The sequence below is a fragment of the Gordonia desulfuricans NBRC 100010 genome (genome assembly GCF_001485495.1).
Lineage (GTDB): Bacteria > Actinomycetota > Actinomycetes > Mycobacteriales > Mycobacteriaceae > Gordonia > Gordonia desulfuricans.
This window is the reverse complement of the sequence record NZ_BCNF01000123.1, coordinates 1-26,930: the sequence shown is the minus strand read 5'-3', so window position 1 is coordinate 26,930 and position 26,930 is coordinate 1. Positions and strand designations below refer to the sequence as shown.

Sequence of the window (26,930 nt, the reverse complement as noted above, 5' to 3'; positions counted from 1 at the left end):
AGGTGGGTGCGCTGGGTGGTCGGCCGGCGGGGGTTTCGACTCGACTCGTCGCTGTGTTCGGCGTCGGCTCAACCACCGTAGGGGGCCTTGCCGCTTCGCTCCTCGTCGGCTCGACCAGCGTCTGGGCGGTTGCGTTCGGCGGCCGATCCGGCGGGTGGCTAGTCCAGTCCGCGTTGGGCGGTGCGGTCACCGCGTCGGGATGCGGCGCGCTGGACGAGGAAGATCGTCGTCCCGAGCAGTCCGACGATCAGACCGACCAGACAGACCCACAGGGTTCGTGAACCACCCCACCCGGTGACACCGACGATGATGCTCGCCACCAGCCAGGCCGCCATGCCCACCACGATCACCGGCTCCGGGGCACGAAGGGCCTTGGGGAGTTCGGGAATCGGTGCGGCCGATGCCTCGGGTCGGGTTGGTTCGGACATGAGCCTCAGGGTAGCTTTCCCGTGTGTCAAGCGATTCGCCGAGTGAGTCCACCACGCCGCCGCCCGCAAGCACCGCGACTGCCAAGAATCCTGTCGACCGCTTCTTCAAGATCTCCGAACGCGGCTCGACCATGGCCCGTGAGGTCCGCGGCGGACTGGTCACCTTCTTCACGATGGCCTACATCGTCGTCTTGAACCCGATCATCATCGGTGGCATCCCCGGCGAGTCCAAGAATGCCGACGTCCTGGGACATGTGCTGCCGATCGCGCAGGTCGCGGCGGTCACCGCGCTGGTGGCGGGCGTCATGTCGATCATCTTCGGCCTGGTGGCGAATTATCCGTTCGCGATCGCCGCCGGCCTGGGTATCAACAGCCTGCTCGCCGTCACCATCGCACCCGAGGTCACCTGGCCCGAGGCGATGGGCCTGGTGGTGGTCGACGGCATCATCATCGTCGTGCTCGCCGTCACCGGATTCCGGACCGCGGTGTTCAATGCCGTCCCGGCCGAACTCAAGGCCGCGATCGCCGCCGGTATCGGCTGCTTCATCACCTTCGTCGGCTTCGTCGACGCCGGCTTCGTGCGTCGCATCCCCGACGCCGCGGGCACCACCGTGCCCGTGCAGCTGGGAATCGGGAACTCGGTGGCCACCATCCCGACCCTGGTCTTCGTGATCGGCGTGCTGCTGATGGGTGTGCTGGTGGCGCGCAAGGTGCCGGGCGGACTGCTCATCGGCATCGTCATCACCGCGGTGCTCTCGGTGATCCTCGAGTCCGTCTTCGACCTCGGATCCGGCGCGACCAACCCCGACGGGTGGGGCCTGTCGGTGCCGTCGATCCCCAGCTCGCTCGGCGGGCTGCCCAACCTGAGCCTGGTCGGCGACGTCGACCTGTTCGGTGCGTTCACCCGGATCGGCGTGCTCGCCGCATCGGTGTTCGTGTTCGCGCTGGTGCTGTCGAACTTCTTCGACGCGATGGGCACCATGACCGGACTCGGCAAGGAGGCCGGCCTGGCCGACGACAAGGGCAACCTGCCCGGCATCGGCAAGGCCCTGGTGGTGGAGGGCACCGGCGCGATCGCCGGTGGTGTGGCGTCCTCGTCGTCGAACACCGTGTTCGTGGAGTCGGCGTCGGGTATCGCCGAGGGAGCGCGCACCGGCCTGGCCAACGTGGTCACCGGCCTGCTGTTCCTGGCCGCGATGTTCTTCACCCCGGTCTACGAGGTCATCCCGTCGGAGGCGGTCGCCCCCGCCCTGGTGATCGTCGGTGCGCTGATGATCGGGCAGGTTCGCACGATCGACTTCACCGACTTCACCATCGCGCTGCCGACCTTCCTGACCCTGGTCACCATGCCGTTCACCTACTCGATCGCCAACGGTATCGGCGTCGGCTTCATCAGCTGGGTGGTGCTCAAGGTGGCCACCGGCAAATGGCGTCAGGTGCATCCGCTGCTCTGGGCCGTCGCCATCGTCTTCGTCCTCTACTTCGCCCGCCAACCGATCTCCGACTGGATCGGTTAGCCGATTTCATGAATCCATGTGGTTCGTCCAGCGGATTTCACAGGTCGGAAGCGTCGGATCCAGAGTTGCAAACCTAGTCTTTAGGCGTGAAAGCAGCCCAGGACACCGATGAGCACCTCGCCGGCGCGTTGTCCCTCACGATCGTGCGGATGGCGCGCCGGCTGCGGCTGCGTCGCGAGAACGAGCTGGTGTCGCTCACCCAGCTCTCCGCGCTCAACACCCTCTATCAGGAGGGTTCCATGTCACCGGGTGCCCTCGCCGCGGCCGAACGGGTCAAACCGCCGTCGATGACCCGGGTGATCGCCTCGCTCGCCGACCTCGGCATGATCAAACGCGAACCGCATCCCACCGACGGCAGGCAGGCGGTGGTCACGCTCGCCCCGCTCGGACAGCAGGTGATCTCCGCCGAACTCGCGGCCCGTAAGGCCTGGCTCAACGACCGGCTGGCCGAACTGAGCAGCAGGGACCGGGCCACCTTGTCGGCGGCGCTGCCGATCCTCGACGGGATCATCTCCGCAGAGGAATGAACCCGGCGGAATGAACCCCGCGGAATGAACCCGGGGGGAGTGGACCCGACAGGCCGGGCCGCTCAGAAGAACGTGCCGGCAAACGGTGCGTGGGCGGTGGAGAACGCGCGGTCGAGCGCGTCGAGGGTGGCGTCGGAATCGGTCCACAGCCGGCCCGCCGCGGCGAATCCCCGCGCCGACAACCCGCCCAGGTAGATGCTCGAGAGCACCGAGACGTCCAGACGCACACTCGGCCGCTCCGACGACTCGGTGACCGTGGCGATCCCGTCGTCGGACACCGTCAGCGCGAAGACGCCGCCCTGTCCGGCGAATCGGTCCTCCACCCCGAGGACGACGTCGAGGCCACCGCGATACCGGCGGGCGGTCAGCGCCGTCGGGATGTCGAGGATCCGTACCCACATCTTGTCGTCGTGACCGGTCACCTCCACCGCACGCAGGTCGATCATCTTGGCCGGCAGCGGATCGTCGACGGGGATGGCGGCCCGCAGCGTCGGGATCAGGTCGAGTGACGCCAGCACCCGCCACAGTTCGGTGTGTGCGGCGTCGGTGACGGCGACCACTTCCTCGACCTCGGCGCGGACGGTGCCGTCGGCGACGTCCTTGATCACCCGGTAGCTCGCATAGCCGTCCTCGTGCAGCAGGTAGTGCAGGCCGCTGGCGGCCGGGGGACGCTCCGACGACCGGTCGGCGAGGATCGGGGTCCACCAGGATTCGGTGCGGGCCAGCGCACCCGGCCGGGTCGCCGTCCACCGGCGATGGATGTCGGGGATCGCCGCGGCCACCTCGTCGGCGTTCGCGAACCGGACCTGCGCCGCGGCCGGCGGTGCGGCACGCAGCTGTGCACCCGACGCGATCTGCACGGTGTGGGCGAAACAGGCCGGCCCGAAGCCGAACCGCTCGTAGATGGTGCCCTCGGAGGCGGTGAGGATCGCGAACGTCTGGTTCTCGGCGAGCCACTGGTCCCGCAGTTCGCTCAGCATCCGGCGCAGGATGCCGCGTCGACGATGGGTGGCGGCCACCGACACCCAGGACAGTCCCGCGGCGTCGGCCTGTGCGCCGCCCGGCAGGGTCATCGACATCCGGTAGAACATCGACACCCCGACCAGCGGTGCCGAGGGGAGGGACGGGTCGCGGACCACCACGACGTCGTCGTCGGCGACCTTGCGGCGTAGATCGTCACGCTCGTCGTCGGCGAGCGGGTTGCGCATCGCGAATGCCCGCGCATCGGCGGCGATGATGTCGTCCCAGTCGTCGTCGGTCGCCCGCGTCAGTGTCAGGTCGTCGATCACATCGATGTCACTCACCTGTCCACCGTGTCATATCGACCGGGAGTCGAGGCGTCTGGTGTGTCGTTTGGCAGACTGGGAGGCCGTGTCAGAAATCGTGTGCCCCGCCGCCCCGGAGATCCGACCGTTGCCGGTCCGCGTCGTCGACATCGACGATCCCGACGACGACAGGGTGGACGACTTCCGCGATCTGAACTCCGTCGATCGGCGCCCTGACCTGCCCGCATTGCCCGGCGGACGACGCGGCAAGGGGCTGGTGATCGCCGAGGGCGTGCTCGTCGCCCAGCGGATGATCGCCTCGCGGTTCACCCCGCACGCCTTTCTCGGCGTCGACCGTCGTCTGACCGAACTGTCGGCGGATGTGGTGATCGACGACACCGCGACGGTCCCGTTCTTCCGGGCGTCGGCGGAGGTGATGGCCGAGATCGTCGGCTTCCACCTCAACCGGGGCGTACTCGGGGTGGCCCGTCGGCCGCAGGTACTCACCGTCGACGAGGTGCTCGACGGCGCGCGGACGGTCGCCATCCTCGAAGGGGTCAACGACCACGAGAACATCGGCAGCATCTTCCGCAATGCCGCAGGTCTCGGCGTCGACGGCGTGCTCTTCGGTGCGGGCAGCGCCGATCCGCTCTACCGGCGCAGCGTGCGCGTGTCGATGGGTCACGCCCTGCTCGTGCCGTTCGCCATCGGGCCGGACTGGCCGCGCGACCTCGACCGCGTGCACGAGCACGGGTTCACCACGGTCTCGCTCACCCCGGATCCGTCGGCGGTGACGCTCGCGCAGGCCGTCGACGCCGAGAAGATCGCCTTCCTGGTCGGCGCCGAGGGCCCGGGCCTGACCGCGGCGACCATGCGTGCCACCCACGTCCGGGCCCGGATCCCGATGAGTCGCGGCACCGATTCACTCAATGTGGCAACGGCTGCCGCGGTGGCCTTCTACGAACGGGTCCGGTCGGGCACGATGTAACGGTGACCGCCACCCCGCCCTCGCCGCCCCCGACGACGCCCGGTGTCGCGACCTCCGGATGGGAGATCTATGTCCCGCAGGCCGAGCGGGTGGTGGTGGGGTCCACGCCGCTGGGGGACCTCGAACCGTGGCGGCATGCCGAACCCACACCGTGGTCGCTGGGTGTCCTGGTGACCGCCGTGAGTGTGATGTTCTGTGCGCTGACCCTGGTCGGGGTGTACACGCTGATCGGTGGGATCGTCCGCTGGGCCGGGCTGGTCGCGGTGCTGGTGGTGGCGCTCGCCGGGTCGTGGACCCTGTGGGAATTCCGGTTCCGACCGGTGTGGCGGTGGCTGGTCTGGGGTTCCCTGACCGGCCTGCTCGCCGGATTCGGTTCCGCCATAGCGCTTTTCGCGCTCGGTCAGTGATCGGCGGGCGAACCGTACCGGCTCAGCCCTCGCCGCCGAACCCGAAGTAGCGGGCGAGTCGTCCGCGTTTGCGGGGCTGCGCGGGTACCGTCTCGGCGTCGGGGATCGGTTCGCCGGGAACGGGTCCGGCGGCAGCGGCGGGGTCGGCGCCGGGAACCCGTTGCGGGACCTGGTCTCCCGGGCGTGCGCCTCGCGACGCCGCACGATAGCGGTCGTCGTCCTCGACGGTCGGCACGTAGTCGGCCGGATGGATCGCGTAACCGGTCACCGGGATGGCGGCCGGGTCGATGTCGGTGGGGGCCAGGGGATGGGTGAACCGGAATCCCAGCCACGCCCGGTTGGACTCCTCGGCCAGCTGCTGCGGGTGGAACGGCAGGGCCAGCGGGTCAGGACTCACCCCGGCGGCGTAGTGCAGCGGCTGCTCACCGGCCCAGAACGGGCGCTCGAACGGATAGGGGAGGCCCTGGTCGTCGAAGATGTCGACCGGGGTGGCCGAGAACGACCGCTTCAGCTCGCCGTTCTCCCACCGTGCGAAGGCACCGATCCCCGAATCCGGGTCGGTGTGCAGCAGGGTTGCCGCCGCGCTCTGCCGGATCGAGGCGACGGTGCGGGTCAGTTCCGCCGGCCGGACGGTGGCGAACAGCGAGCAGGAGACCACGCACAGCCGTCCGTAGTATCCGGCGTAGACGTGCGCGTCACCGGCGTTCATCGCCTCGGCGAGGGTGGTGTCGACCATCGGGAGCAGTACGTTGTCGCCGTAGATCGACGACGCCAGCCGCTGTGCGGCCGTGACGTCGTGTTCGACGCCCGCACGCAGCGATCCGACCGGATCGTCGGTGTCGATGAACCAGAGTGTGACAGCACGCGCCGACATCGTCCCCCTCAGCTGTTCGGGTGGCTACGGACACCCAGCAGTACATCCTCCCATGCCGGCACCGCGGGTTTGCGGCCCTTGCGCCGTCGGGCCGCGGCGACCGGCGCAGGCTTCGGTCCGTGCTGGTCGGAGCCGTCGTCGTCGTTCTCGTCGGCGGGGTCGTCGTGGTGATCGTCCTGCGGATCCCCACCCGGACGGTCCCGGCCCGGACGATCATCGTGTTCGGCCCGGCTCGGGTGGTCCGGCCGTACCCGCTCGTCGCCGGTCTCTACGGTGACCTCGACGTACTCGGCCTCGACGACCTCGAAATCCATGGCATAGGTGCCGTGCTCGTCGAACGGGGCGGGACGCGGGTCGTTCAGGGTGCGCTGGGCGCCGATTATCGAGTCGGCGTCGAAGGTGACCTGCTCCCGGCCGTCGTCGTCGACGTCGACATTCGGGTGCCGCGGCGACGCCTCGACGACCGGGGTCAACGCCGGCATCGCGACCGGCGACAACCGCCGTCGGGTCTCGATCAGCTCGGGATGGGTCATCTCCTCGGCCAGGTCGTCGAGGGGATCGGTGGTCCCGCCGTGCGAGCCGGGCTGGAACCGCCAGTGCGCGCGATGCTCGGTGTGTCCGAGATTCCAGGACACCTGCACCGCCCAGTGCCCGTCGTCGCCCTTCCACGCATCCCAGCTCGAATCGGCCGGGTTGACGCCGAAGGCGACCAGCGCCTCGGTGGTGGCGTCGGCGAGGGTCGACTCCGACGGCCCGTCGTGCCGGATCGGATGGGACAGGGCGGCGAGTTCGGCCGCGCGGGTGCGTTCGAGCAGCACCGGGTGGGCGAAGCGTTCGATCTTGTCGGTCCCGACACCGGCGATCGCGGCCACCTCGGCCACGGTCGCACCGGCGCGGATGCGTGCCTGGATCTCGCGGGGGCGCAGCGCGCTGGTCATCTCGATCTCGATCTGACCGAGTCGGGAGAGGTCACCGCGGGCGGCGGCGCGCAGGCGCTCGTCGGCGGGGACGGTGAACTTCTCACCCGACTCGGGATCCTGGAAGATGACCCGGGAGCCCTCGGCGTCGACGCCGACTACTCGAAGCTCGCGCATCTGCTCCTCCTCCGGTTGACCATGAGTGCGGGCATTGGGGCCAGGGTAGACCACAAACCGTCCTCTGGACGCCGGGACACGCGGCAAAGCCGCAGTTCAGCGCGGCCCGATCGCGGCGACCGATGTCTCAGAGGCGCTCGACGACGTAGTCGATGCAGGCGGTCAGCTTGCTGATGTCCTCCGGATCGATGGCCGGGAACATGCCGATGCGCAGCTGGTTACGGCCGAGCTTGCGGTACGGCTCGGTGTCGACCACACCGTTGGCGCGCAGGGTCTTGGCGACCGCTGCGGCGTCGACGTCGTCATCGAAGTCGATGGTGCCGACCACCTGGCTGCGCAGCGCCGGATCGGTGACGAACGGGGTGGCGAACTGCGACTTCTCGGCCCAGCTGTACAGGCGCGAGCTGGAGTCGGCGGTACGCGCGACACACCAGTCGAGGCCGCCGTTGGACAGCATCCACTGCACCTGGTTGTCGAGGAGCAGCAGGGTGGCCAGCGCCGGGGTGTTGTAGGTCTGGTTCTTGCGGCTGTTGTCGACGGCGGTCGGCAGCGACAGGAACTCGGGGCACCAGCGGTCGGTGTGGGCGATCTGGTCGATCCGCTCGAGGGCGGCCGGGCTCATCAGGGCCAGCCAGATACCGCCGTCGGCGGCGAAGCACTTCTGCGGTGCGAAGTAGTAGACGTCGGTGTCGGCGGCGTTCACGGCCAGGCCGCCGGCACCGGAAGTGGCGTCGATCGCGATCAGCGCGTCGTCGGAGCCGTCGGGGCGCACGACGGGCACGGCCACACCGGTCGAGGTCTCGTTGTGGGCCCAGCCGATCAGGTCGACGCCGCCGAAGTCGTCGGCGGTCAGGGCGGCCGGGTCGGGTGCGGTGCCCGGATCGGTGGAGATCACCGCGGGCGAGTCCAGGAACGGCGCCTTCTTGGCGACGGTGGCGAACTTCGACGAGAACTCGCCGTAGGTCAGGTGCAGCGAACGGCGGTTGATCAGGCCGAAGGCGGCGGCGTCCCAGAACGCGGTGGTACCGCCGTTGGACAGGATCACCTCGTAGCCCTCGGGCAGCGAGAACAGCTGGGACAGGCCCTCACGGACCGAGCCCACGACGTTCTTGACCGGGGCCTGGCGGTGGCTGGTGCCGAACACCGAGGCGCCGGTGTCGACGAGGGCCTGCAGCTGCTCGGGGCGAACCTTCGACGGGCCGCAGCCGAAACGGCCATCGGCGGGCAGCAGGTCGGCGGGGATGGTGATCGGTGCGGTGGCGGCGTCGCTCATGGGGGCAATTCTAGGGATGTGCGCCCGGACACAGGGTTACCACCCTGCACCAACGCGTCCGCACCAGCGGATTCGACCTGGTCGGTCAGGGTCGATCCCCGCCGAGCGGACACCTCGACCCGCCCCTCGGGTGCGGTCGGCGGCCGGGCATTCACCGTCCGCTGCCGGCGAGTTCGACGCCGGCCGCCCAGCCCGGGGCCCGGCACCCGCCGGATGGCCCGATCGGGTCCATCTCGAGTCCGGCCATCGCCAGTATCCAGGCCACCGCCGAGTTGGAGTTCCACATCTCGGTGGTGCCCGGTGCGCGCCGGCCCCAGGTGAGTTCGGGGACCAGCCCGGTGTACTCGACGACGCGGCGCGAGCGTGCGGGGTCCTCGGTGATCACCCGGCTCTGGACCGCATATGCCGCATCCGGGATGTCCCCGTCGGGCCGGCAGCGGATCTCGTAGCGGAAGAACCGGGACATACCGAGGGGACCGAGCCCCACCGGTCCGGTGCGCCGCACGCCGCGGTCAGCGGCCGGGACACCCCACGCCGGTGCCATCTCCACCGCATACCGCCGCGCGTCCACGTCGACGATCAGGGCGGCGTGGACGAGTCGCCGGGGCCGGCGCCGGGCGGTGCCGGCGCAGATCGCCTCGTAGACGCGGCCACACACCGGGACCACCCGGCCGCCCGCGCCCAGCGGGATCCACTGCAGGGTGACGCTCACCCGACCACGATAGGACCCGGGCGCGCATCGCGCCCGGGTGTGATCGGGCCGGGTGTGATCGGGCCGGGTGTGATCGGGCCGGGCCGATCGGCAGACCCGCGGGTCGGGGCGGGTCTAGCCTCGGGGTATGCCCATGACCGGGGATGTGGTGATCGATATCCGGGGTCTGCGCAAGACCTTCGGGCGTTTTGTCGCACTCGACGGACTCGACCTGACGGTCCGGGCCGGGGAGACGGCGGGCTTCCTCGGGCCGAATGGTTCCGGGAAGTCGACCACCATCCGAATCCTGTTGGGCCTGTACCGGTCCGACGCCGGAACGGTCCGGATTCTCGACGCCGACCCGTTCGCCGATGCTGTCGCGGTGCATCGTCGGCTCGCCTATGTGCCGGGCGATGTGAGTCTCTGGCCGCAGCTGACCGGCGGCGAGTGCATCGACCTGCTGCTCGACATGCGGGGCGTGGGTGACCGATCCCGTTCCCGCCGTGCCGAACTCGTCGAGCGATTCGAGCTCGATCCCACCAAGAAGACCTCGTCCTACTCCAAGGGCAATCGTCAGAAGGTGGCGCTGGTGGCGGCCTTGAGCGCCGACACCGAACTGCTCGTCCTCGACGAACCCACCGCCGGACTCGACCCGCTGATGACGCGGGTGTTCGCCGACTGTGTGCGTGAACGCGCCGCCGCCGGCACCGCCGTGCTCATGTCCAGCCACATCCTGTCCGAGGTGGAGGAGCTGTGTGATTCGGTCACCATCATCCGCGCCGGACGGACGGTGCAGGCGGGAACCCTTGCCCGGCTGCGGCATCTGCGACGATCCCGGGTCACCGCCCTGGTGCTCGGCGATCCCGGGTCACTCGCCGGCATCGACGGCGTCCACGACCTCGAGGTGGGTACCCCGGCCGAGCACGGCACGCCGGTCACCTTCACCGTGGACGCCGCCGCGCTCGGTGCGGTGACCGGGGCGCTGGCCCGCGCGGGTGTGGGTGATCTGTCGGTGGAACCGCCGACGTTGGAAGAGCTGTTCCTGCATGCCTATTCCGACGGTGTGGGGTCCTCGGCGACTCCGTCGGCGGGTGCGTGATGAGGGATCTGTTCACGCACACCGGACTCCTGGTGCGTCTGGTCGCGCGTCGGGAACGCATCACCATCCCGGTCACCGTGATCGTCTTCGTCGTGATCAACGCGGCCACCGCGGCGTCGATCGCCGCGTCCTACGGGGATGCGGACAAGCGGCGGATGTTGCTCGCCGGACCCGGCTCCAATGCCGCCTTCCGGTTCCTCCTCGGTCCGGTGGACGGCGCCGATTCCACTGCGGCACTGGCGGTGTGGCGTGCCGGACTGTTCATGGTCACGGCGCTCGCGGTGGTCGCCGCGCTCACCGTGGTGCGCCACACCCGCAAAGAAGAGGAACTCGGCCGTGGGGAACTGATCCGGTCGGCGGTGACCGGTCCGCTGGCCGGCCCGGCCGCGGCCACCGTGGTCACCGCCGTCCTGTGCGCCGTGGTGGCCGTCGGCATGGCGGCGGTACTGCTGCCGCTCGACGGCGGTACCGAACCGATCCCGCTGTTCGCGGTGTTCTGCCAGTACGCGTGCACGGGTCTCGCCGCGGCCGGGGTCGCATTGCTCGCCGCGCAGGTGGCCACCACCGCGCATATCGCCAATCGTCTTGCCGCGGTGGTGATCTTGTCGGGGTATCTGCTGCGCGGCGTCGCCGACACGGTCGACGGATGGGGGTGGCTCCGGTGGGTGACGCCGATCGGCTGGGCCGAGATGATCGAACCCTACGGGGCGAACGATCTGCTGCCGGCACTCGCCTGCCTGGTGCTCTTCGTGGTCTGTGCGGGTGCCGCGGGATGGGTTGCCCTGCACCGGGACCTGGGTGCGGGCATCCTCACCCCGCGCCCCGGGCCCGCCCATGCCGGGCATCTGGGTTCGATCGGTGCCATCGCGATCCGGTTACACGCCCCGGTCCTGGCCTCCTGGGTGGTCGGGATCGGCGCCTACGCCCTGATCATCGGCTTCATCCAGCCGTCGGTGGCCCAACTCGCCGCCGGCAACGCCCAGGTCACCGAGATGCTGCGGCAGTCCGGGGCGGCGGCCACCCTCACCGATCTGTTCGTGTTCACCATGCTCTCGCTGCTGGCGGTCGCCGCGTGCGGGTGGTCGGTGAACCTCGCCGAGCGGCTACGGGCCGAGGAGACGGCCGGCCGGACCGAGGTGTTGTTGACGACGCCGTTGGGCCGCACCCGATTCCACGTCGCCCAGCTCGGCTTGGCGGTCGCCGGATCGATCGCCCTGCCGCTGGTCGCCGCGTCGGCGATGACACTGGGCAACGGGATCGCCGGGGGCGGCTGGGCCCGCCCGGCCGGCCATGCGTTCGCGGCCGCGTCCGCGCAGATCCCGGCGGTGCTGGTGATCGCATCCGCCGCGGTGCTGCTGTACGCGATCCGGCCGGGGCTCACCCATCTCGGATGGGGGCTGGTGATCACAGCCCTGTTCCTCGGGCCGCTGGCCGGAATGTTCGACCTGCCGCACTGGGCGCGGGATCTGTCACCGTTCAGCCACACCCCGGTGGTGCCGATCGAACCGATGCGGTGGCTGCCGCTGATCGTCTGTACGGCGATCGCGGTGGCCCTCGTCGCGGCCGGCTGCCGGTGCTGGGCCGGCCGCGACGTGGGCTGAACGCCGATCAGCCGCTCAGGAGAAGACGCGGTCCTTGGCCTCGAGGGCCTTGTCCTTGGCCTCCAGGCCGAGTTTGGCGACGACGGCGGCGCGGGCCGCCGGATCGAGCTGATCGATGGTGTCCTCGATCTTCGCGGTGGTGGCGTCGACGATGGTCTTCTCGCGTCGGAGGATCACCGTGAGTGCCACGAGAGCCCCGAGGCCGAGCACGATGAGTGCGATCTTCACATTCTTCGACATCGACGGATATCCCTTCGGTTTCGGTCGTCACGGAGGTCGTGACCCACACTCCAGCATGCCCGGGATCGGGCGTCTGTGGGGACAGGCGCCGCCGGAGCGTCACAAACCGGGCTTCACCACGTCACCCCAACCGTCGACGTCCTCCGGCCGACGGGGAGCGGCGCCGGTGTAGGCGGCGGCCGGCCGGACCAGCTTGCCCAGGCGTTTCTGCTCGAGGATGTGCGCACACCAGCCGGCGGTGCGGCCGCAGGTGAACATCGCCGGCATCATGTGCGTCGGCACCTCCGCGAAATCGAGGATCACCGCCGCCCAGAACTCGACGTTGGTCTCGATCGCCCGATCGGGACGACGTTCGCGCAGCTCGTTCAGGGCGGCGAGCTCCAGCGCCGCGGCCACCTCGTAGCGCGGCACCCCGAGATGCTGGGCGGTACGGCGCAACACCCGGGCCCGCGGATCCTCGGCCCGGTACACGCGATGGCCGAAGCCCATCAGCTTCTCCTTGCGGTCGAGGATGCCCTTGACCAGCGCACGTGCGTCGCCGGTGCGCTCGACCTCCTCGATCATCGGCAGCACGCGGGCCGGTGCACCACCGTGCAGCGGCCCCGACATCGCGCCGATCGCCCCCGACAGGGCGGCGGCGACGTCGGCGCCGGTGGAGGCGATCACCCGCGCGGTGAAGGTGGAGGCATTCAGGCCGTGCTCGGCGGCACTCACCCAGTAGGCGTCGATTGCCTCGATGTGCCGGGGGTCGGGGTCACCCTGCCATCGGGTCATGAAACGTGCTGTCACGGTGGGACACTCGTCGATGATGCGCTGCGGCACGGCGGGCTGGTGGATGCCGCGGGCCGACTGTGCGACATACGACAGCGCCATCACCGACGCGCGGGCGAGGTTGGCGCGGGCGGTTGCGTCGTCGATGTCGAGCAGCGGCTGATATCCCCAGATCGGGGCCAGCATCGCGAGTGCGGCCTGCACGTCGACGCGGACGTCGCCGGTGTGGATGGGCAGCGGGAACGGTTCGGCCGGCGGTAGCCCGTCTCCGAACCGGCCGTCGACGAGCAGTGCCCACACATCGGCAAAGGTCACCTTGTTCTCGACGAGGTCCTCGATGTCGACGCCGCGATACCGCAGATTGCCGCCGTTCTTGTCGGGCTCGGCGATCTCGGTGGTGAAGGCCACCACCCCCTCGAGGCCGGGGACGAAATCGTCGGGGACCTTCACCGCCATTGCGGGACCACCTCTCTCCACGACGTCGTGGGAAGTTGTGTGATGCCGGGCTGTGGCATCTCACCAGCACTTTAGGTCAGCGAACCCGGGGTGGCACACCGGGGAGCCGACGACCGGCCGCGGGAGTAGGTTCTACAGGGGTGAGCGACACACCGATTCCACCGGCGACCCCGATCCCGCCGATCGATCTGCCCAACATGCGGGTGGGATACGGCGGCGGCATCCCGCCGAATGTCGGCGACGGCGATCGGGCGGCGGGCGCCGACGGTGTCCGCGACAATCTCGATCCGAGCTGGCTGCGCGGCGACCCACCGTGGCTCGACCTGTTCGGGGTGTGGCTGCGCGAGGCCGTCGAGGCCCGGATTCCCGAACCCAATGCGATGGTCCTGGGCACCGTCGACCCCAACGGCGTCCCCAACACCCGCACCGTGCTGTGCAAGGGTGCCGACGCGTCGGGTGTGGTGTTCTTCACCGGCTACGACTCCGACAAGGGCATCGATCTGGCCGCCAATCCGGTGGCCTCGGTGACCTTTCCATGGATCGCACTGGAACGGCAGGTGCATTTCCGGGGTGCTGTGGTGCCGGTGGGCCCGGAGGACACCGAGACCTACTGGCGGATGCGTCCGCGCGGCTCGCAGTTGTCGGCGCTGGCCTCGGATCAGTCCCGGCCGATCGGCAGCCGGCACGAACTCGAGGCCAAGGCCGCCGACATCGCCGCCCGGTACGGCGGGCTCGACGGCGACGACCCGATCCCGGTCCCGGCCGACTGGGGTGGCTACCGACTGGAGCCCGCACGGGTGGAGTTCTGGCAGGGCCGGGCCAACCGCTTGCACAACCGCGTCCGGCTGTCGCTGATCGACGGGATCTGGCAGGCCGCCCGGCTGCAGCCGTGACGAGTCGGTGACACCGGAAGGGCCGCCCGGGAGGGCGGATGGTCCCTGGATAAAGTGGTGTCGGTGCGCCGATTGCTTGCCGACACCACGTCACTGCAGAATCCCTTCTTCCGGCGGCTGTGGACGGCGAACATCGTCACCGTCATCGGTGCACAGCTCACCGTCGTCGCCGTCCCGGCCCAGATCTACGAGATCACCGGCAGCTCCGCATATGTCGGTCTGACCGGCGTCTTCGGTCTGGTCCCGCTGGTGGTCTTCGGTCTGTGGGGCGGTGCGCTCGCCGACGTCCTCGACCGGCGGCTCATCCTGGTGTGCACCACCATCGGACTGATCGTCTGCAGCGGCCTGTTCTGGATGCAGGCGGCGCTCGACCTGCAGAACGTCTGGCTGATATTGGCGTTGTTCGCCGTCCAGCAGGGATTCTTCGCGGTCAACCAACCCACCCGGACCGCGGTGCTGCCGCGGTTGCTGCCCGAACACCAACTGCCCGCGGCGCTGAGCCTCAACATGACGGTGATGCAGGCCGGGGCCATCGCCGGGCCGCTGATCGGCGGCGCACTCATCCCGGTCCTCGGGTATTCGATCCTGTACTTCCTCGACACCTTGCTGCTGATCCCGACACTGTGGGCGGTGATCCGGTTGCCGAAGCTGCCGCCGGACAGCGCCGCCGCACCCAAGGTGGCCGGGCTACGGTCGGTGCTCGAGGGCCTGCGCTACCTGGCCGGACACAAGATCCTGATGGCGTCGTTCCTGGTCGATCTCATCGCGATGATCTTCGGTATGCCCCGTGCGCTGTTCCCCCAGATGGCGCACGAGAATTTCGGCGGCCCGGCCGGCGGCGGTCTGGCCTTCGCCCTGCTGTTCGTCGCCATCTCCGCCGGTGCGGTGTTCGGTGGCGTCTTCTCGGGCTGGGTGACCCGGGTCGAGCGGCAGGGGCTGGCGGTGATCGTGTGCATCCTGATCTGGGGTGCGGCGATCACCGCGGCCGGTGTCGCGGTGGCCTTCGCCGGCGGGTCGGCGATGCCGATCCTGCCGGTGGTGCTGGTGCTGCTGATGATCGGTGGAGCCGCCGACATGGCGTCGGCGGCGTTCCGGCAGACCATCCTGCTCGCCGCGGCCAACGACGAGGTGCGCGGTCGGCTGCAGGGCGTGTTCATCGTGGTGGTCGCCGGCGGACCGCGGATCGCCGACGTCGCCCACGGTGCGGCCGCGGCCACCGCGGGCGTGGCGCTGACCACCGCACTCGGCGGTGTCGGGGTGATCATCGGGACCATCGTTGCGGCACTGGCCATCCCGGCCTTCGTGGCCTACCGCGTGAACCGTCCGGGACAGGCCCTCACCGATGTCGGATAGCGTGTGATCAGCGAGTTCTCCGATTCGATGTCACCATGGACGCCATGACTGCCCCCGTCCACCCCGTGGAATCCTTTCACGTACCGGCCATCGACATCACCCCGTATGTCGCCGGGGGTGATCCCGCCCAGCGGGCCGTGGTCGCCGCGCAGATCGACGACGCGGCGAGTTCGCTCGGATTCATGCAGATCCTCGGCCACCAGATCCCGTCGGTGGTGATCGAGGAGTTCACCGCGGTGATGGACGACTTCTTCGCCCTGCCGCTCGAGGAGAAGAAGGCCTACCGCACCCCGGCCGAGATCAACCGCGGCTATGCGCCCCCGAAATCGGAGTCGCTGTCGCTGAGTCTCGGGATCGAGTCGGCCGACCGGATGAACGACTTCTTCGAGGCGTACAACGTCGGCGTCGAGGCCGGGGAGTACCCCGACCTGGAACTGCCCGCCGACCACTACGCCGACAACACCTGGCCGGCGGTCGAGCACTTCGAGGCGGCGGTGTCGACGTACTTCGTCGAGGCCCGGCGGGTGGCGCACACGCTCACCCGGATCTTCGCCGACGCGCTCGACCTGCCGCCGGACTTCTTCGACGGCTACACCGATCACTCCCTCGACGTGCTGCGGATGAACAACTACGCCCTGCCCCCGGGAGAGATCGACCTGGACGGTGAGCTCACCGGCATGGGGGAGCACACCGACTACGGGATCGTCACCGTGCTGTGGGCCGACCAGGTGAGGGGGCTGCAGGTGCTCGACCACCACGGCACCTGGCACGACGTCGCCCCCGAGGACGGTGCGCTGCTGATCAACCTCGGCGACCTGATGGCCCGCTGGACCAACGAACGGTGGATGTCCACGCTGCACCGGGTCAAGCCGCCGATCGTCGACGGCAGCATCGAACGTCGCCGTTCGGCGGCCTACTTCCACGACGGCAACATCGACGCCACCATCTCCACGTTGCCGAGCTGTGTCGGCGCCGGGAGCCGCTACTCGCCGATCACCGTCGGCGAGCACATCGGCGCCAAGCTTGCGGGTTCGCGTGCCGGGCAACCGAATCCGTATGCCCGCCGTGAAGCTGCGCGTGTTCGCCAGGCGATGCAGCGACGGCGGTAGCGGTCAGACCCTCCACACTTCGGCAGACACTCCGGGCAAAACGCGGAGCGTGTGCGTCAGTGTGGAGGGTCTGCCTACCGCGACGCCGGGCCGAACAGTCGGGCGGCGTTGCCGTAGAACACCCCACGCAGCCAGTCGTCCCCGAGATCGAGGCGCACGATCGCCTCGAGGGCATGGGTGTAGGTGTAGGGGATGTTGGGGAAGTCGCTGCCGAACAGGATCTTCGGCCCCGCATCACGGAGCCGGGGCCGGAGTTCGGGCGGATACGGCGCGGACTCCTCGGAGAAGTCGGTGAACGACATCGTCGTGTCGAGGTGCACGTGCTCGTAACGTTCGGCGAGGGTGAGGAACTCGTCGTATTCCGGGGTGCCCATGTGCGCGATGATCAGCGGCAGCGACGGAAAACGCTTGAGCAGTTTGATGATCGGGACGGGACCGGTGTAGGTGCCCGGCGCCGGGCCGGAGCCGCAGTGGATGATCACCGGCACCTGCGCGTCGGCGAGCTGCGACCACACGCCGTCGAGCAGCGGGTCGAGTGCCGAGTAGTCACCGACCTGGATGTGACACTTGAACACTCGTGCACCGGCCTCGATCGCGGCGGCGACGTAGCCCGGTGCCGACTCCTCGGGATAGAACGTGGCGGTGTGCAGGCAGTGGGGATGGTGCGCGGCGAAGTCGGCGGCCCATCCGTTGAGCCACTCGGCCATGTCGGGTTTGTGGGGATAAACCAGCGACGAGTAGGCGCGCACCCCGAACGACCGCAGCGCCGCCGCCCGCACGTCCTCGTCGGCGCGATAGGTGATCGGCCACTCGCGGCCGATCAGCGGGCCGGCCGAGTCGAAGTAGTTCCACACCTTGTCCATCACCGAACGCGGCATGAAGTGGGTGTGGACGTCGATCAGCCCCGGTATCCCGAGGGGCTCCCAGACGGCCCGGACATGACTGGCCTCCAACTCGCTGAACGGGGTGGCGGCCTCCTGGTGGCCGGGAACAGCACTGTCCATGTGGCCGACGTTACCCGCCTCACTTGAGGTTCGAGGGTCCCGACCAGTTCTTGGGGACGATGAACACACCCTCGGCCTCGGCGGTCACGCCGTCGGCGTCGGACAGCGTGCCGCGCACGATCTTCTTGCGGCCGTCCCGGTCGACGATCTCCGCCCGCGCCGACAGCGCGCCGAGCGGGGTCGGACGACGATAGGTGACGGTGATCGTGCCGGTGAAACACGGGATGTCGTCGGCGGCCGCGGCCTCGCCGAGCACCTGGTCGAGGACCATCGCACATACACCGCCGTGGACGTGGTGGGCCGGTCCCTCATAAGCGGCGCCCAGGGTGAATTCCGCGGTGACGCCCTCGCGGTCGGCGACGGTACGCACCGGCGGGGCGATCGCGTTCCGCACGCCCATCACGGCATTGCCCCAGGGCATCCCGACCGCGTCGGTGTTGAACCGCACACCGTACGACCCGTCGATCTGACGCGAGCGCAGGTCCGCGACCACCTCGTCGATACGACGACGGGCGACGTCGATGTCGGCGGCGTCGACCTCGGTGCGGATCACCGCGTCGATCAGGTCGCGGACGGAGTCGGTGAGGGGGCCGTAGACGCCGCGCCGCCGGTCGATCTCGTCGGCGGTGATGTCCTCGAGGGTGAACTGCATGGACGCTCCTGTGGTCGCTCGTCTGGGTCGCCTGACTGGGTTGTCCGTCCCAGGTCATACCTGCGCTGAGCTGCGCGGGCGATGGTACAAACGGGTAGAACGTGTTCTAATTTAGACCTAGAACGTGTTCTTGTTCCACTGGGATTCCGGCGAGGAGGGCAGATGGCCGACGGGATGGACCGCGACGAGGGATGGGTGCGGCAGGTGCTGCCGCTGCTGCGACTGATCGCCAAGGGGTACTTCCGCTCTGAGGTGCGCGGGATGGAGAAGGTGCCCGACGGCGGTGCGCTGCTGGTCGCCAACCACTCCGGCGGACTGATGGCCTTCGACGTGCCGCTGATCGGTGTCGCCTTCGCCGAACAGTTCGGCACCGGGCGTCCGCTCTACACCCTCGCCCATGACGCCCTGTTCCTGCCCGGCATCGACCAGATCTTCCCGAGGTTCGGCTTCCTGCGCGCCCACCCGCGCAATGCGGTCGCCGCGCTGCGCGAGGGAGTGGCCACCCTGGTGTTCCCCGGCGGCGACTGGGACGTCATGCGTCCCTCCCGTGACGACGCGAAGATCGATTTCAACGGCCGCACCGGCTACATCCGCACCGCTCTGGAGGCCGGTGCGCCGATCGTCCCGATGGTCACCATCGGCGGTCAGGAGACCCAGCTGTTCCTCACCCGCGGTGAGGGCCTGGCCAAACTGCTGCGGCTGGACAAGCTGCTGCGGATCGATGCCACCCCGCTGGCCTTCGGGTTCCCGTTCGGCCTGTCCCTCGGATTGCCGCCGAACGTTCCGCTGCCGTCCAAGATGGTCACCCAGGTGCTCGACCCGATCGACATCCGTGCCGAGTTCGGGACCGACCCCGACATCGCCGAGGTCGACGTCATGGTCCGCAAGCACATGCAGCACGCCCTCGACGATCTCGCCCGCCACCGCCGGTTCCCGGTAATCGGCTGACCTGCCCGCCCGACCCGACGGATGATCCCATGACGACCACCGCCACCACTTCTCCCGCGCGTGCTGCTTCTCCGGTGCATGCCGTCGCCGATCGTGCCCGATCGGCGACCTGGCTCACCGGCGTCCTCGTCCGCAGCGGCTTCCTCGGCCCCGCCCGGCCCGACCGCTATCTGCGGATGGGCCTCAGCCTGCGCCGCCACGGCGGACCGTCGCCGGTCAGCGGTATCGGCCTGGCCGCCGCCCGCACGCCGGAGGGCACCGCGCTGATCGACGAACGCGGCTCGTTGACGTGGGCCGAGCTCGATGCCCGCGCCGACGCCCTGGCGGCCGGGCTGGCCGACCTGCTGGGCCCGCGGTCCGGCGAGCAGCCGCCCCGGACCGCGATCATGTGCCGCAATCACCGCGGCCTCGTCGAATCCCTCGCCGCCACCTCGCGTCTGGGTGCCGACGCGATCCTGCTCAACACCGGGTTCGCCGGACCGCAGTTCGCCGAGGTGATCGCCCGCGAGGGTGCCGAACTCCTGATCGTCGACGACGAGTTCGACGCCCTCGTCGCCGAGGCCGTCGAGCGGGTACCGCGGTTGCGATGCCTGCGCGCCTGGATCGACGACGCCCCTGTCACACCGGATACCGCTGTCACACCGGATAGCCCTGCCACACCGCATACCCCTGCCACACCGAATGCGGTCGGCACGCTGGAGTCGGTGATCTCCGGCCACGCCGGCCGCCGTGCACCTCGTCCCGCCCGCGCCGGCCGGGTGGTGCTGTTGACCTCGGGGACCACCGGCACACCCAAGGGTGCCCGCCGCGGTGGCAGCACCGACGTGGCCTCCCTGGCCGCCATACTCGACCGCATCCCTTGGCGTGCAGGCGAATCCATGGTGATCGCGGCGCCGATCTTCCACGCGTGGGGGTTCGGTCAGGTCGCGATCGCGGCGACGATGAGCGTCACCATGATCATGCGTCGCCGCTTCGACCCGCTGGCCACGATGGAACTCGTCGAGCGTCATCGTGCCACCGGACTGGCGGTGGTCCCGGTGATGCTCGAACGCATCATGGATCTCCCCGCATCCGTACTCGACACCATCGACGTCCCGAGCCTGCGATTCGTGACCGCCAGCGGCTCCCGCATGCGCGCGGATGCGGTGCAGCAGTTCATGAACCGCTTCGGTGAGGTGATCTACAACAGCTACAACGCCACCGAGGCCGGACTGATCAGCACCGCCACACCCGCCGATCTGCGCGCCGCCCCCGACACCGCCGGACGCCCGCTGGTCGGCACCGACGTCCGCATCCTCGACGACGACGGAGACGAGGTACCCACCGGCGGGATCGGCCGGATCGTCGTCGCCGGCAACTCCGGATTCGACGGCTACACCACGGCCGACACCAAGGACTTCGCCGACCGACACATGGTGTCCGGTGATCTCGGCTACCTCGATGCCGCGGGCCGGCTGTACGTCGTGGGCCGCGACGACGAGATGATCGTCTCGGGCGGTGAGAACGTCTACCCGCTCGAGGTGGAGCAGACGCTGTCGGAGCATCCCGCGGTCGCCGACGTCGCGGTGATCGGCGTGGACGACGAGAAGTTCGGCCAGCGGCTGGCGGCCTTCGTCGTCGGACGGCCCGAGCAGGCCGTCGATCCCGGCGAACTACGCGATCATGTCCGGTGCCGTCTCGCCGGATTCAAGGTCCCCCGCGATGTGCACGTCATCGACGAGCTGCCCCGCAATGCCACCGGCAAGATCCTCAAACGTGTCCTCGCCGACGACCTCCGGAGGGTGGGGTGACCGATGAATCATCCTGATCCGGAGCGGTTCTCGGGAGCCGATGCGCTGATGCTGAACCTCGAGACCCCCACCACGCCGATGCACACGCTCAAGGTGGCCGTCCTCGACACCGCACGTCGCGGCCGGCCGGTGACCGTCGCCGAACTCGCCGAGGTCCTGCCCCGGTATCTGGGCGCCTTTCCCCGCGCCACCCAGCGCGTGGTGTGTGCACCCGGACGTACGGTGCGGCCGTTCTGGGTGCGCGAGAGCGCCTTCGACATCACCGCCCACCTCGACGAGATCACGCTGCCGGCCCCGGGCGGGCGTGCCGACCTCGACGAGCTGTGTGCCGAACTCGCCGTCCGCCAGTTGGATCGCTCGCGTCCGCTCTGGGCGTTGACGCTGGTGCACGGTCTCGAAGACGGTCGGCAGGCCGTGGTGATCCGGGTGCACCATGCCGTCGCCGACGGACTCGCCGCGCTCAACACCCTGATGGCGGCCACGGGCACGGCCGGAGAATCCGTGCGGCCCGCACCCGTCGATCCGATCGTACCCACCACACCATCGACCGCCCTGACCCGGTCGGCGCGGCGCGAGTCGCGGCGCCTGATCGCCGGTCTGCCCGCGGTGGCGGCCTCGTTCTGGCGTGCGGCCAGACACTCGGCGGCCACCGACTCCGCACGGCACATCCCGCTGCCACTCACCGTGCGCCGCACCAGTTTCAACACCCCATCCGGTGCGCGCCGGGTGTGTGCGAGTGCGCAGATCCCGCTCGCCGACGTCCAGCGGATCGCCGTCGCCCTCGACACCACGGTCAACGGCGCGCTGCACGGGATCATCGCCGGGGCGATGCGCGCCGAACTCGCCGAACGCGGCGACGACCTGCGGCATCCGTCGGTCACGGTGTTCGGGGTGCGCCGCGATCTGACGTCCACGCGCACCGAGGGCAACCAGGTGGCCACCGCCGCGGCGTTCATGCGCACCGACATCGCCGACCCGATCGAACGCATCCGCGCCACCGCCGACAGTTGCGCGGCAACGGTCGAGCGCCGCAAGCGCATCGGCTTCGACCTCACCGAATCGGTCGCCACCTACAGCGGTCGTGTGGGACCGATGTTCCGCGGGCTGGCCGCGCATCGGGCGCCGCGGGTGATGAACACCATCACCACCGCCAACCTGCCGGGTCCACGTGAAACACGCTGGATCGGCGACATCGAACTGGTCGACTGGGTCTCGTTCGCCCTCGCGATCGCGCCCGCCGACGTCAACCTCACCACCTACAGTTACGCGGGTGTACTCAGCATGGGATTGATCTCGACGCCGGAGTCGATGCCCGACGCCGCCCGTTTCCTGCGTCGCATCACCGAGTCGCTGCGTGAGACCCGGGATGCGCTCGCCGCGTCGGCCATGCCGCTCGACGACCCGGTCTCGTCGACCCGGGATCAGCGGTGATCGACTGGGGTACCGGTGTGGCCCGGGCGGGTCTGTTCGCCTCGGTCCTGCCACGGGCGATCGCCTCGGCCCGCATCGCCGGGCGGGGCCGTCCCGACGCCGGGGTGCCGCCGTCGGCGGTCGGTCCGCGGGTGGTGGGGGAGTCGGCGCTCGACGAGTTCTTCATTGCGATCAACTCGGTGATCCGTGACATCCCGCCGCTGGAGGTGATCGAGGGCAATGTCGCGCGGTGCGATGCCGTCGCCGCCGAGTTCACCGCACTGGGTATCGAGGGAATCCACCAGCGCCCCAACGCACCCCGGATCGTGTCGCAGAAGCGCAAGATGTTCGGCACCACCCGGTTCGACCAGATCGACTACCTCGTCGACGGATTCCTGCCGCAGTCGGTCGTGGTGGACGACCCGTATGCCGGGATGACGGCGTCGGCGCGGGTGCTCAGCCGGTCGGGCAAGGGCCGTCGCTGGATCATCTGGGTACACGGTGCGGCGCAGGGCCGCAACGACGATCTGTACGCCTTCCGGGCCGGACATCTGCACGGCGCACTCGACTACGACGTCGCACTGCCGGTCCTGCCGGCCCACGGTGCCCGACGACTCCGCAAGGTGGCCTACCCGGGGATGGACCCGCTGGTCAACGTGGTCCTCACGATCCGGGCAGTGGTCGAGATCCGGGCACTGATCCGCTGGATCGCCCGGCGGGAGCCGGCCGAGATCGTCATCGCCGGAACGTCATTGGGCGGTCCGATCGCCGCGCTCGTGGCCACCCTCGAACCGGATGTGAGCGGGACGCTCGCCGTGGTGCCGATGCTCGACCTGCACGGCACCCTCGCCCACCACATGGATCGTGCCGGCTCCCGGGGGCGCGAACTGGCCGCGCTGATGCGGTCCGACCCGGTGACCGCGGTGTCGTCGGTGATCGACCCGCTCGCCCTCGACCCGATGGCGTCCCCGGACCGTCGACTGGTGGTCGCGGCACTGAACGACCGGGTGACATCGTTGTCGGCGGCACGCAAACTCCACGCCCACTGGGGTGGGCAGGTCTACTGGTATGCCGGAAGCCATGTGGGGCATGCGATGTCCCGCGGAATCCAGGACGCCGTCGACGACTTCCTCGCGTAGCCGTCCGCCCCTCCGTTGACCGGGCACCCGATCTCGTTGACCGGGCCCTCGTTCTCGTTGACTGGGCGCGAGCTTCCGTTGACCGGGCGCTCGATCTCGTTGACTGGGCGCTAGTTTTTGTTGACCGGGCCCTCGTTCTCGTTGACCGGGCGCTCGATGTCGTTGACCGGGCGCTCGTTCTCGTTGACCGGGCGCTCGATGTCGTTGACCGGGCGCGTCGGGCATCAGCGGGCGAGATGTGCTCCGTCGTCGGCATAGGCGGCCGCGATGGCCGAGATCTGCAGACGTAGACCACGATCGAATTCTTCGAGGTGGTCGCACGTCGCGAGATCACCGGCCAGCATCGCGACATTGGGATACCGGTCGTCGTCGAAGAGCGAGGCATTCTCGGTGGACGCCACCGATCCGCCGAGTCCGATCTCGCGGATCAGCGCCCCGATCAGGTATGCGATGAACATCCGCAGGACCCGCACCCGTTCGGCTTCGGGGATGCCGGCCCGCCGCGCGGCCTCGAGAGCGGCCTCGACCAGGGGGATGATCGCCGGGATGTTGAGGTGGCGTGTCAAGACCAGAGGCGCCGTCTGTGGGTAGCGGATCGCCGCGACACGGAAGGCGTGGCCGAGCGCGGTCATGTCGTCGTGCCAGGAATCGGTGGCGGTCGGGATCTCGACGGAGTTCAGGAGGCGCTCGGCCATCCCGTCGAGCAGATCGGCCTTGTTGGCGATGTGGTTGTACAGCGACATCGTCTGGACGCCGACGGCCGCCGCGACCTTGGCCAGCGACAGCTTGTCGATGCCGTCGGATTCGGCGAGGGTCAGCGCCGCGTCGATGATCTCTGTCCGGGTCAGCGGGCCCCGGTCGGTCCGACGTCTCGCCATCTGCACACCCCATCGTCTCCGCGCGCTCGGATCGCGCATCGCCTCTTGACCGAGGCTAACTTAGACCATAAGTTAACTCTACTTATGTCATAAGTTTGGGTCTGATGAGAGGTCACCGATGGCTGGAGCAACCACATGGGAGGTGCCCGCGGAGGGGCACTGGGTCGTACCGGAAGCGGCCCGCGTGTCGCCGCTGGATCGCGGGCAGATGGGGTGGGCCGCACGACTCACACTCCGTATGATCCGACGCCGCACCGACTACGACGGCGACTTCACGGTGTTCCGCACCTTCGCCCGACTCGGCAGCATCTTTCCCGCACATTCGGTCTTCTTGTCGCAGATCCTGTTGCGCGGCAGGATCTCTGCCTCCCACAAGGAACTCGTCATCGTGCACGTGGCGTGGCGGACCGGCTGCGCCTACGAGTGGGCTCACCACGCCCACATGGCCGGTGCACTCGGCATCACACCTGAACAGATCCGCGCCGTGTCCACCGACCTACCGGTTGTGGACGACGCGAAGCTCGCGCGACTCCTGGCCGCTGCTGCGGTTCTCGTCGACCGTGGGCACCTCGACGAGGCGGAATGGACGGCGTTGTCCCAGGCCACGAGCTCCGATCAGGCCCTCGAACTCTGTCTGCTGGTCGGCCACTACGTGATGGTCGCGATGACCATCAAGAGCGCCGGCATCCAGCTCGAACCCGAATTCCGATCGACCGCACCGGAAAGCAGATCATGACCATCTCCATCGACATCCTGGAAACCGGAACCGTCGCGATCCGTCCCAGCCATCGGACACAGTCGGCGACCCGGCCTGTCCTGCTCCGGCGTGCCCGTGTGCTGACCGATCGGCGATGGACCGTGCCATTGTCGATCAACACCTATCTGATCCGGCATCCCGAAGGGGCGATCCTCGTCGACTCGGGCGAATCGCCGCATGTCTCCCAGCGCGGCTTCTTCCCGTTCTGGCAGCCGTTCTTCCATGTCGCAGTGGATCTGAAGGTGGGACCGGAAGAGGGGATTCGTAGCAGGCTCGCGGAATACGGTCTCGCACCCGCCGACCTCACCGCAGTGATCTTGACCTATCTGCACCACGACCATGGGGACGGCATCCCCGACCTCGACGGTGCGCCGATCTATGTCAGTGCCGAACAGTGGGACGCCAACCGCCACAACATTCCGGCGACCGTCGAAGGCGCGGTGCCCAAGCGCTGGCCTCACGGGTTCACGCCGCTGATCCTCGAACCGTCGGGGCCGCCGGTCGGGCCGTTCCCCAGGAGCTATCCGATCACCTCCGACGGCACCATCTTCGCCGTCGACACCCCCGGCCATGTTCCGGGACATCTGTCGGTCATCGCACTCGACGACGATGTCGCCTACTTCTTCGGTGGAGACAGCACCTATGACCTGGAACTTCTCGACGCCGACCTCACCGATGGAGTGAACATTGCGCCCCGCCAGGCCATCGAATCACTGCGTGCCATCAAGGAATACGCCCGGACGCAGCCGACGGTGATCCTGCCCGCGCACGACCCCCTCGCCGCCGAACGCCTCGCCACCAAGGCCGTCTATCACCCATCACCACTGAAAGCCGCACTGTGACAACCAGTGACGGCATCCGTCGAATAGAGGAGCCCGCATGTCCACGGTCCTGATCACCGGAGCGTCCCGAGGTATCGGTCGTGCGATCAGCACCCACCTCGTCGAACAGGGATGGACGGTATATGCCGGAGTGCGGGATGTCGCCGACGCCCCACCCGGCACCACTCCGGTGGAACTCGACGTCACCGATGCCACCCAGATCGCGCGGCTCGCAGAACGTCTGCCCGCCTCCCTGGACGCGGTGGTCAACAACGCCGGCATCGTCGTGGCAGGCCCGGTGGAAAGCCTCACCCCGGAGTCACTTCGGCGTCAGCTCGAGGTCAACGTGGTCGCCCAGGTCGCGATCACCACGGCGGTACTGCCGCTCCTGCGGGCCGCCGGTGGCCGGATCATCTACATGACGTCGTTGAGTGGCCGACTGTCCACGCCGATGACCGGTGCGTACAACGCGTCGAAGTTCGCGCTGGAGGCGATCGCCGACGCCCAGCGAGTCGAACTGCGCCCCTGGGGAATACCGGTCACCTGCATCGAACCCGGCCCGATCGACACCGATCCGTGGCGGACCGCCGATGATCTGATCGAGGAGAACCGGGCAGGCATGTCGTCGGCCATGCAGACCTTGTACGGCCCTCACCTGGCCGGCCTCGCCTCCACGATCGGCTTCGTCCAGCGGACCGCGTCACCGGTCGAGACCGTCGTGCGCACCGTCGACGTGGCGCTTCGTGCGCGCCGTCCCCGGGCCCGGTACACGGTCGGCGCATCCGCAAAGGTCCAACTCGTCGCGGCCGCACTGACTCCGACAATTCTCTTCGATCGAGTCTCGGCACGGATCGCCGGCATCCCCGCGCGAATCGGCTGACGGCCGGGCTTGCCGCTGTTCACTCCGTGAGGCGGGTGATGTCTCGGAGGTCGGCCGTCTGAGGT

At 69.0% G+C, this 26,930-nt stretch carries 27 protein-coding genes; 16 read left to right on the top strand and 11 right to left on the bottom strand.

The features are described 5' to 3' along the window. Positions 1-158: 158 nt before the first annotated feature. A complete protein-coding gene (locus GD1_RS19035) occupies positions 159-428 on the bottom strand; it encodes a DUF2530 domain-containing protein (RefSeq protein WP_059039157.1) in 270 nt (89 codons plus the stop codon). 131 nt (positions 429-559) lie between these two features. Here GD1_RS19035 and GD1_RS19030 point away from each other — a divergent pair, with 131 nt between their 5' ends. Together GD1_RS19030 and GD1_RS19025 are read left to right on the top strand one after the other, a co-directional pair. Next, complete coding sequence (locus GD1_RS19030) at positions 560-1,945, top strand: NCS2 family permease (RefSeq protein WP_202927014.1); 1,386 nt, start codon at positions 560-562, stop codon at positions 1,943-1,945. Between the two features lie 149 nt (positions 1,946-2,094). Further along, positions 2,095-2,472 (top strand): MarR family transcriptional regulator, encoded by a 378-nt coding sequence (locus GD1_RS19025; protein ID WP_152972651.1) that lies wholly within the window; start codon positions 2,095-2,097, stop codon positions 2,470-2,472. A gap of 62 nt (positions 2,473-2,534) precedes the next feature. Here the strand turns inward: GD1_RS19025 and GD1_RS19020 are convergent, their stop codons facing one another. Further along, a complete protein-coding gene (locus tag GD1_RS19020; protein ID WP_053776640.1) occupies positions 2,535-3,776 on the bottom strand; it encodes a GNAT family N-acetyltransferase in 1,242 nt (413 codons plus the stop codon). A gap of 67 nt (positions 3,777-3,843) precedes the next feature. Between GD1_RS19020 and GD1_RS19015 the strand changes: the two genes are divergently transcribed. Continuing rightward, on the top strand, positions 3,844-4,725 hold the full coding sequence (locus tag GD1_RS19015; RefSeq protein WP_244882897.1) for a TrmH family RNA methyltransferase: 882 nt from the start codon (positions 3,844-3,846) through the stop codon (positions 4,723-4,725). Positions 4,726-4,727: 2 nt separating this feature from the next. Beyond that, entirely contained in the window at positions 4,728-5,132 is a 405-nt protein-coding gene (locus GD1_RS19010) for a DUF2537 domain-containing protein (protein ID WP_082365760.1), read from the top strand. Between the two features lie 22 nt (positions 5,133-5,154). Here the strand turns inward: GD1_RS19010 and GD1_RS19005 are convergent, their stop codons facing one another. The 4 genes from GD1_RS19005 to GD1_RS18990 form a co-directional block, all read right to left on the bottom strand. Further along, positions 5,155-6,006 carry a DUF6928 family protein gene (locus GD1_RS19005; protein WP_053776641.1) on the bottom strand — a complete coding sequence of 284 codons (852 nt, stop codon included), beginning with the start codon at positions 6,004-6,006 and terminating at the stop codon, positions 5,155-5,157. Between the two features lie 8 nt (positions 6,007-6,014). After that, positions 6,015-7,100 (bottom strand): septation protein SepH, encoded by a 1,086-nt coding sequence (gene sepH, locus GD1_RS19000; protein ID WP_059039156.1) that lies wholly within the window; start codon positions 7,098-7,100, stop codon positions 6,015-6,017. 127 nt (positions 7,101-7,227) lie between these two features. Beyond that, positions 7,228-8,373 (bottom strand): phosphoserine transaminase, encoded by a 1,146-nt coding sequence (serC, locus tag GD1_RS18995; protein ID WP_053776643.1) that lies wholly within the window; start codon positions 8,371-8,373, stop codon positions 7,228-7,230. A gap of 151 nt (positions 8,374-8,524) precedes the next feature. Beyond that, a complete protein-coding gene (locus GD1_RS18990) occupies positions 8,525-9,085 on the bottom strand; it encodes a hypothetical protein (protein ID WP_059039155.1) in 561 nt (186 codons plus the stop codon). A gap of 133 nt (positions 9,086-9,218) precedes the next feature. On the opposite strand from GD1_RS18990, the gene GD1_RS18985 reads away from it, so the two are divergent. Continuing rightward, positions 9,219-10,163, top strand: coding sequence for an ABC transporter ATP-binding protein (locus tag GD1_RS18985; RefSeq protein ID WP_020793411.1), 945 nt, complete (start codon positions 9,219-9,221; stop codon positions 10,161-10,163). Beyond that, positions 10,163-11,764 carry an ABC transporter permease gene (locus GD1_RS18980; protein WP_059039154.1) on the top strand — a complete coding sequence of 534 codons (1,602 nt, stop codon included), beginning with the start codon at positions 10,163-10,165 and terminating at the stop codon, positions 11,762-11,764. Before GD1_RS18985 ends, GD1_RS18980 begins: the two co-directional genes overlap by 1 nt. A 15-nt stretch (positions 11,765-11,779) precedes the next feature. On the opposite strand, the gene GD1_RS18975 is transcribed toward GD1_RS18980, so the two are convergent. Continuing rightward, positions 11,780-12,004, bottom strand: coding sequence for a hypothetical protein (locus GD1_RS18975; protein WP_059039153.1), 225 nt, complete (start codon positions 12,002-12,004; stop codon positions 11,780-11,782). 99 nt (positions 12,005-12,103) lie between these two features. Next, on the bottom strand, positions 12,104-13,231 hold the full coding sequence (locus GD1_RS18970) for a citrate synthase 2 (protein WP_059039152.1): 1,128 nt from the start codon (positions 13,229-13,231) through the stop codon (positions 12,104-12,106). Positions 13,232-13,428: 197 nt separating this feature from the next. On the opposite strand from GD1_RS18970, the gene pdxH reads away from it, so the two are divergent. The 3 genes from pdxH to GD1_RS18955 all read left to right on the top strand — a co-directional run bounded on the left by pdxH (position 13,429) and on the right by GD1_RS18955 (position 16,586). Continuing rightward, positions 13,429-14,124 (top strand): pyridoxamine 5'-phosphate oxidase, encoded by a 696-nt coding sequence (gene pdxH / locus GD1_RS18965; RefSeq protein WP_059039158.1) that lies wholly within the window; start codon positions 13,429-13,431, stop codon positions 14,122-14,124. 63 nt (positions 14,125-14,187) lie between these two features. Next, positions 14,188-15,477: an MFS transporter gene (locus tag GD1_RS18960; RefSeq protein WP_053776658.1), complete on the top strand. Its 1,290-nt coding sequence runs from the start codon at positions 14,188-14,190 to the stop codon at positions 15,475-15,477. Positions 15,478-15,512: 35 nt separating this feature from the next. Then, a complete protein-coding gene (locus tag GD1_RS18955) occupies positions 15,513-16,586 on the top strand; it encodes an isopenicillin N synthase family dioxygenase (RefSeq protein WP_053776646.1) in 1,074 nt (357 codons plus the stop codon). Positions 16,587-16,660: 74 nt separating this feature from the next. Here the strand turns inward: GD1_RS18955 and GD1_RS18950 are convergent, their stop codons facing one another. Both GD1_RS18950 and GD1_RS18945 read right to left on the bottom strand, forming a co-directional pair. Then, positions 16,661-17,590, bottom strand: a complete 930-nt coding sequence (locus GD1_RS18950) for an amidohydrolase family protein (RefSeq protein ID WP_059039151.1) — start codon at positions 17,588-17,590, stop codon at positions 16,661-16,663. 19 nt (positions 17,591-17,609) lie between these two features. After that, positions 17,610-18,242: a PaaI family thioesterase gene (locus GD1_RS18945; protein ID WP_059039150.1), complete on the bottom strand. Its 633-nt coding sequence runs from the start codon at positions 18,240-18,242 to the stop codon at positions 17,610-17,612. 162 nt (positions 18,243-18,404) lie between these two features. Between GD1_RS18945 and GD1_RS18940 the strand changes: the two genes are divergently transcribed. From GD1_RS18940 to GD1_RS18925, 4 genes are read left to right on the top strand one after another with little or no spacing between them, the layout of a single operon-like run. Then, a complete protein-coding gene (locus GD1_RS18940) occupies positions 18,405-19,190 on the top strand; it encodes a lysophospholipid acyltransferase family protein (RefSeq protein ID WP_059039149.1) in 786 nt (261 codons plus the stop codon). A 29-nt stretch (positions 19,191-19,219) separates the two neighbouring features. Continuing rightward, the gene (locus tag GD1_RS18935; RefSeq protein ID WP_059039148.1) at positions 19,220-20,980 is read left to right on the top strand and encodes an AMP-binding protein; all 1,761 of its coding nucleotides are present in this window, start codon (positions 19,220-19,222) and stop codon (positions 20,978-20,980) included. A 3-nt stretch (positions 20,981-20,983) separates the two neighbouring features. Beyond that, positions 20,984-22,411: a wax ester/triacylglycerol synthase domain-containing protein gene (locus GD1_RS18930; RefSeq protein ID WP_059039147.1), complete on the top strand. Its 1,428-nt coding sequence runs from the start codon at positions 20,984-20,986 to the stop codon at positions 22,409-22,411. Then, a complete protein-coding gene (locus tag GD1_RS18925; RefSeq protein WP_059039146.1) occupies positions 22,408-23,529 on the top strand; it encodes an alpha/beta fold hydrolase in 1,122 nt (373 codons plus the stop codon). Before GD1_RS18930 ends, GD1_RS18925 begins: the two co-directional genes overlap by 4 nt. A gap of 224 nt (positions 23,530-23,753) precedes the next feature. Here the strand turns inward: GD1_RS18925 and GD1_RS18920 are convergent, their stop codons facing one another. Then, positions 23,754-24,407: a TetR/AcrR family transcriptional regulator C-terminal domain-containing protein gene (locus GD1_RS18920; protein WP_053776651.1), complete on the bottom strand. Its 654-nt coding sequence runs from the start codon at positions 24,405-24,407 to the stop codon at positions 23,754-23,756. A 118-nt stretch (positions 24,408-24,525) separates the two neighbouring features. Between GD1_RS18920 and GD1_RS18915 the strand changes: the two genes are divergently transcribed. Genes GD1_RS18915 through GD1_RS18905 form a run of 3 tightly spaced genes read left to right on the top strand, consistent with a single transcriptional unit; the run spans position 24,526 to position 26,865 of the window. After that, a complete protein-coding gene (locus GD1_RS18915; protein ID WP_083534435.1) occupies positions 24,526-25,143 on the top strand; it encodes a carboxymuconolactone decarboxylase family protein in 618 nt (205 codons plus the stop codon). Next, positions 25,140-26,006 (top strand): MBL fold metallo-hydrolase, encoded by an 867-nt coding sequence (locus GD1_RS18910; RefSeq protein ID WP_059039143.1) that lies wholly within the window; start codon positions 25,140-25,142, stop codon positions 26,004-26,006. The genes GD1_RS18915 and GD1_RS18910 overlap by 4 nt, the downstream gene beginning before the upstream one ends. Before the next feature lie 37 nt (positions 26,007-26,043). Then, positions 26,044-26,865 (top strand): SDR family NAD(P)-dependent oxidoreductase, encoded by an 822-nt coding sequence (locus GD1_RS18905; RefSeq protein WP_059039142.1) that lies wholly within the window; start codon positions 26,044-26,046, stop codon positions 26,863-26,865. Positions 26,866-26,930: the final 65 nt, after the last annotated feature.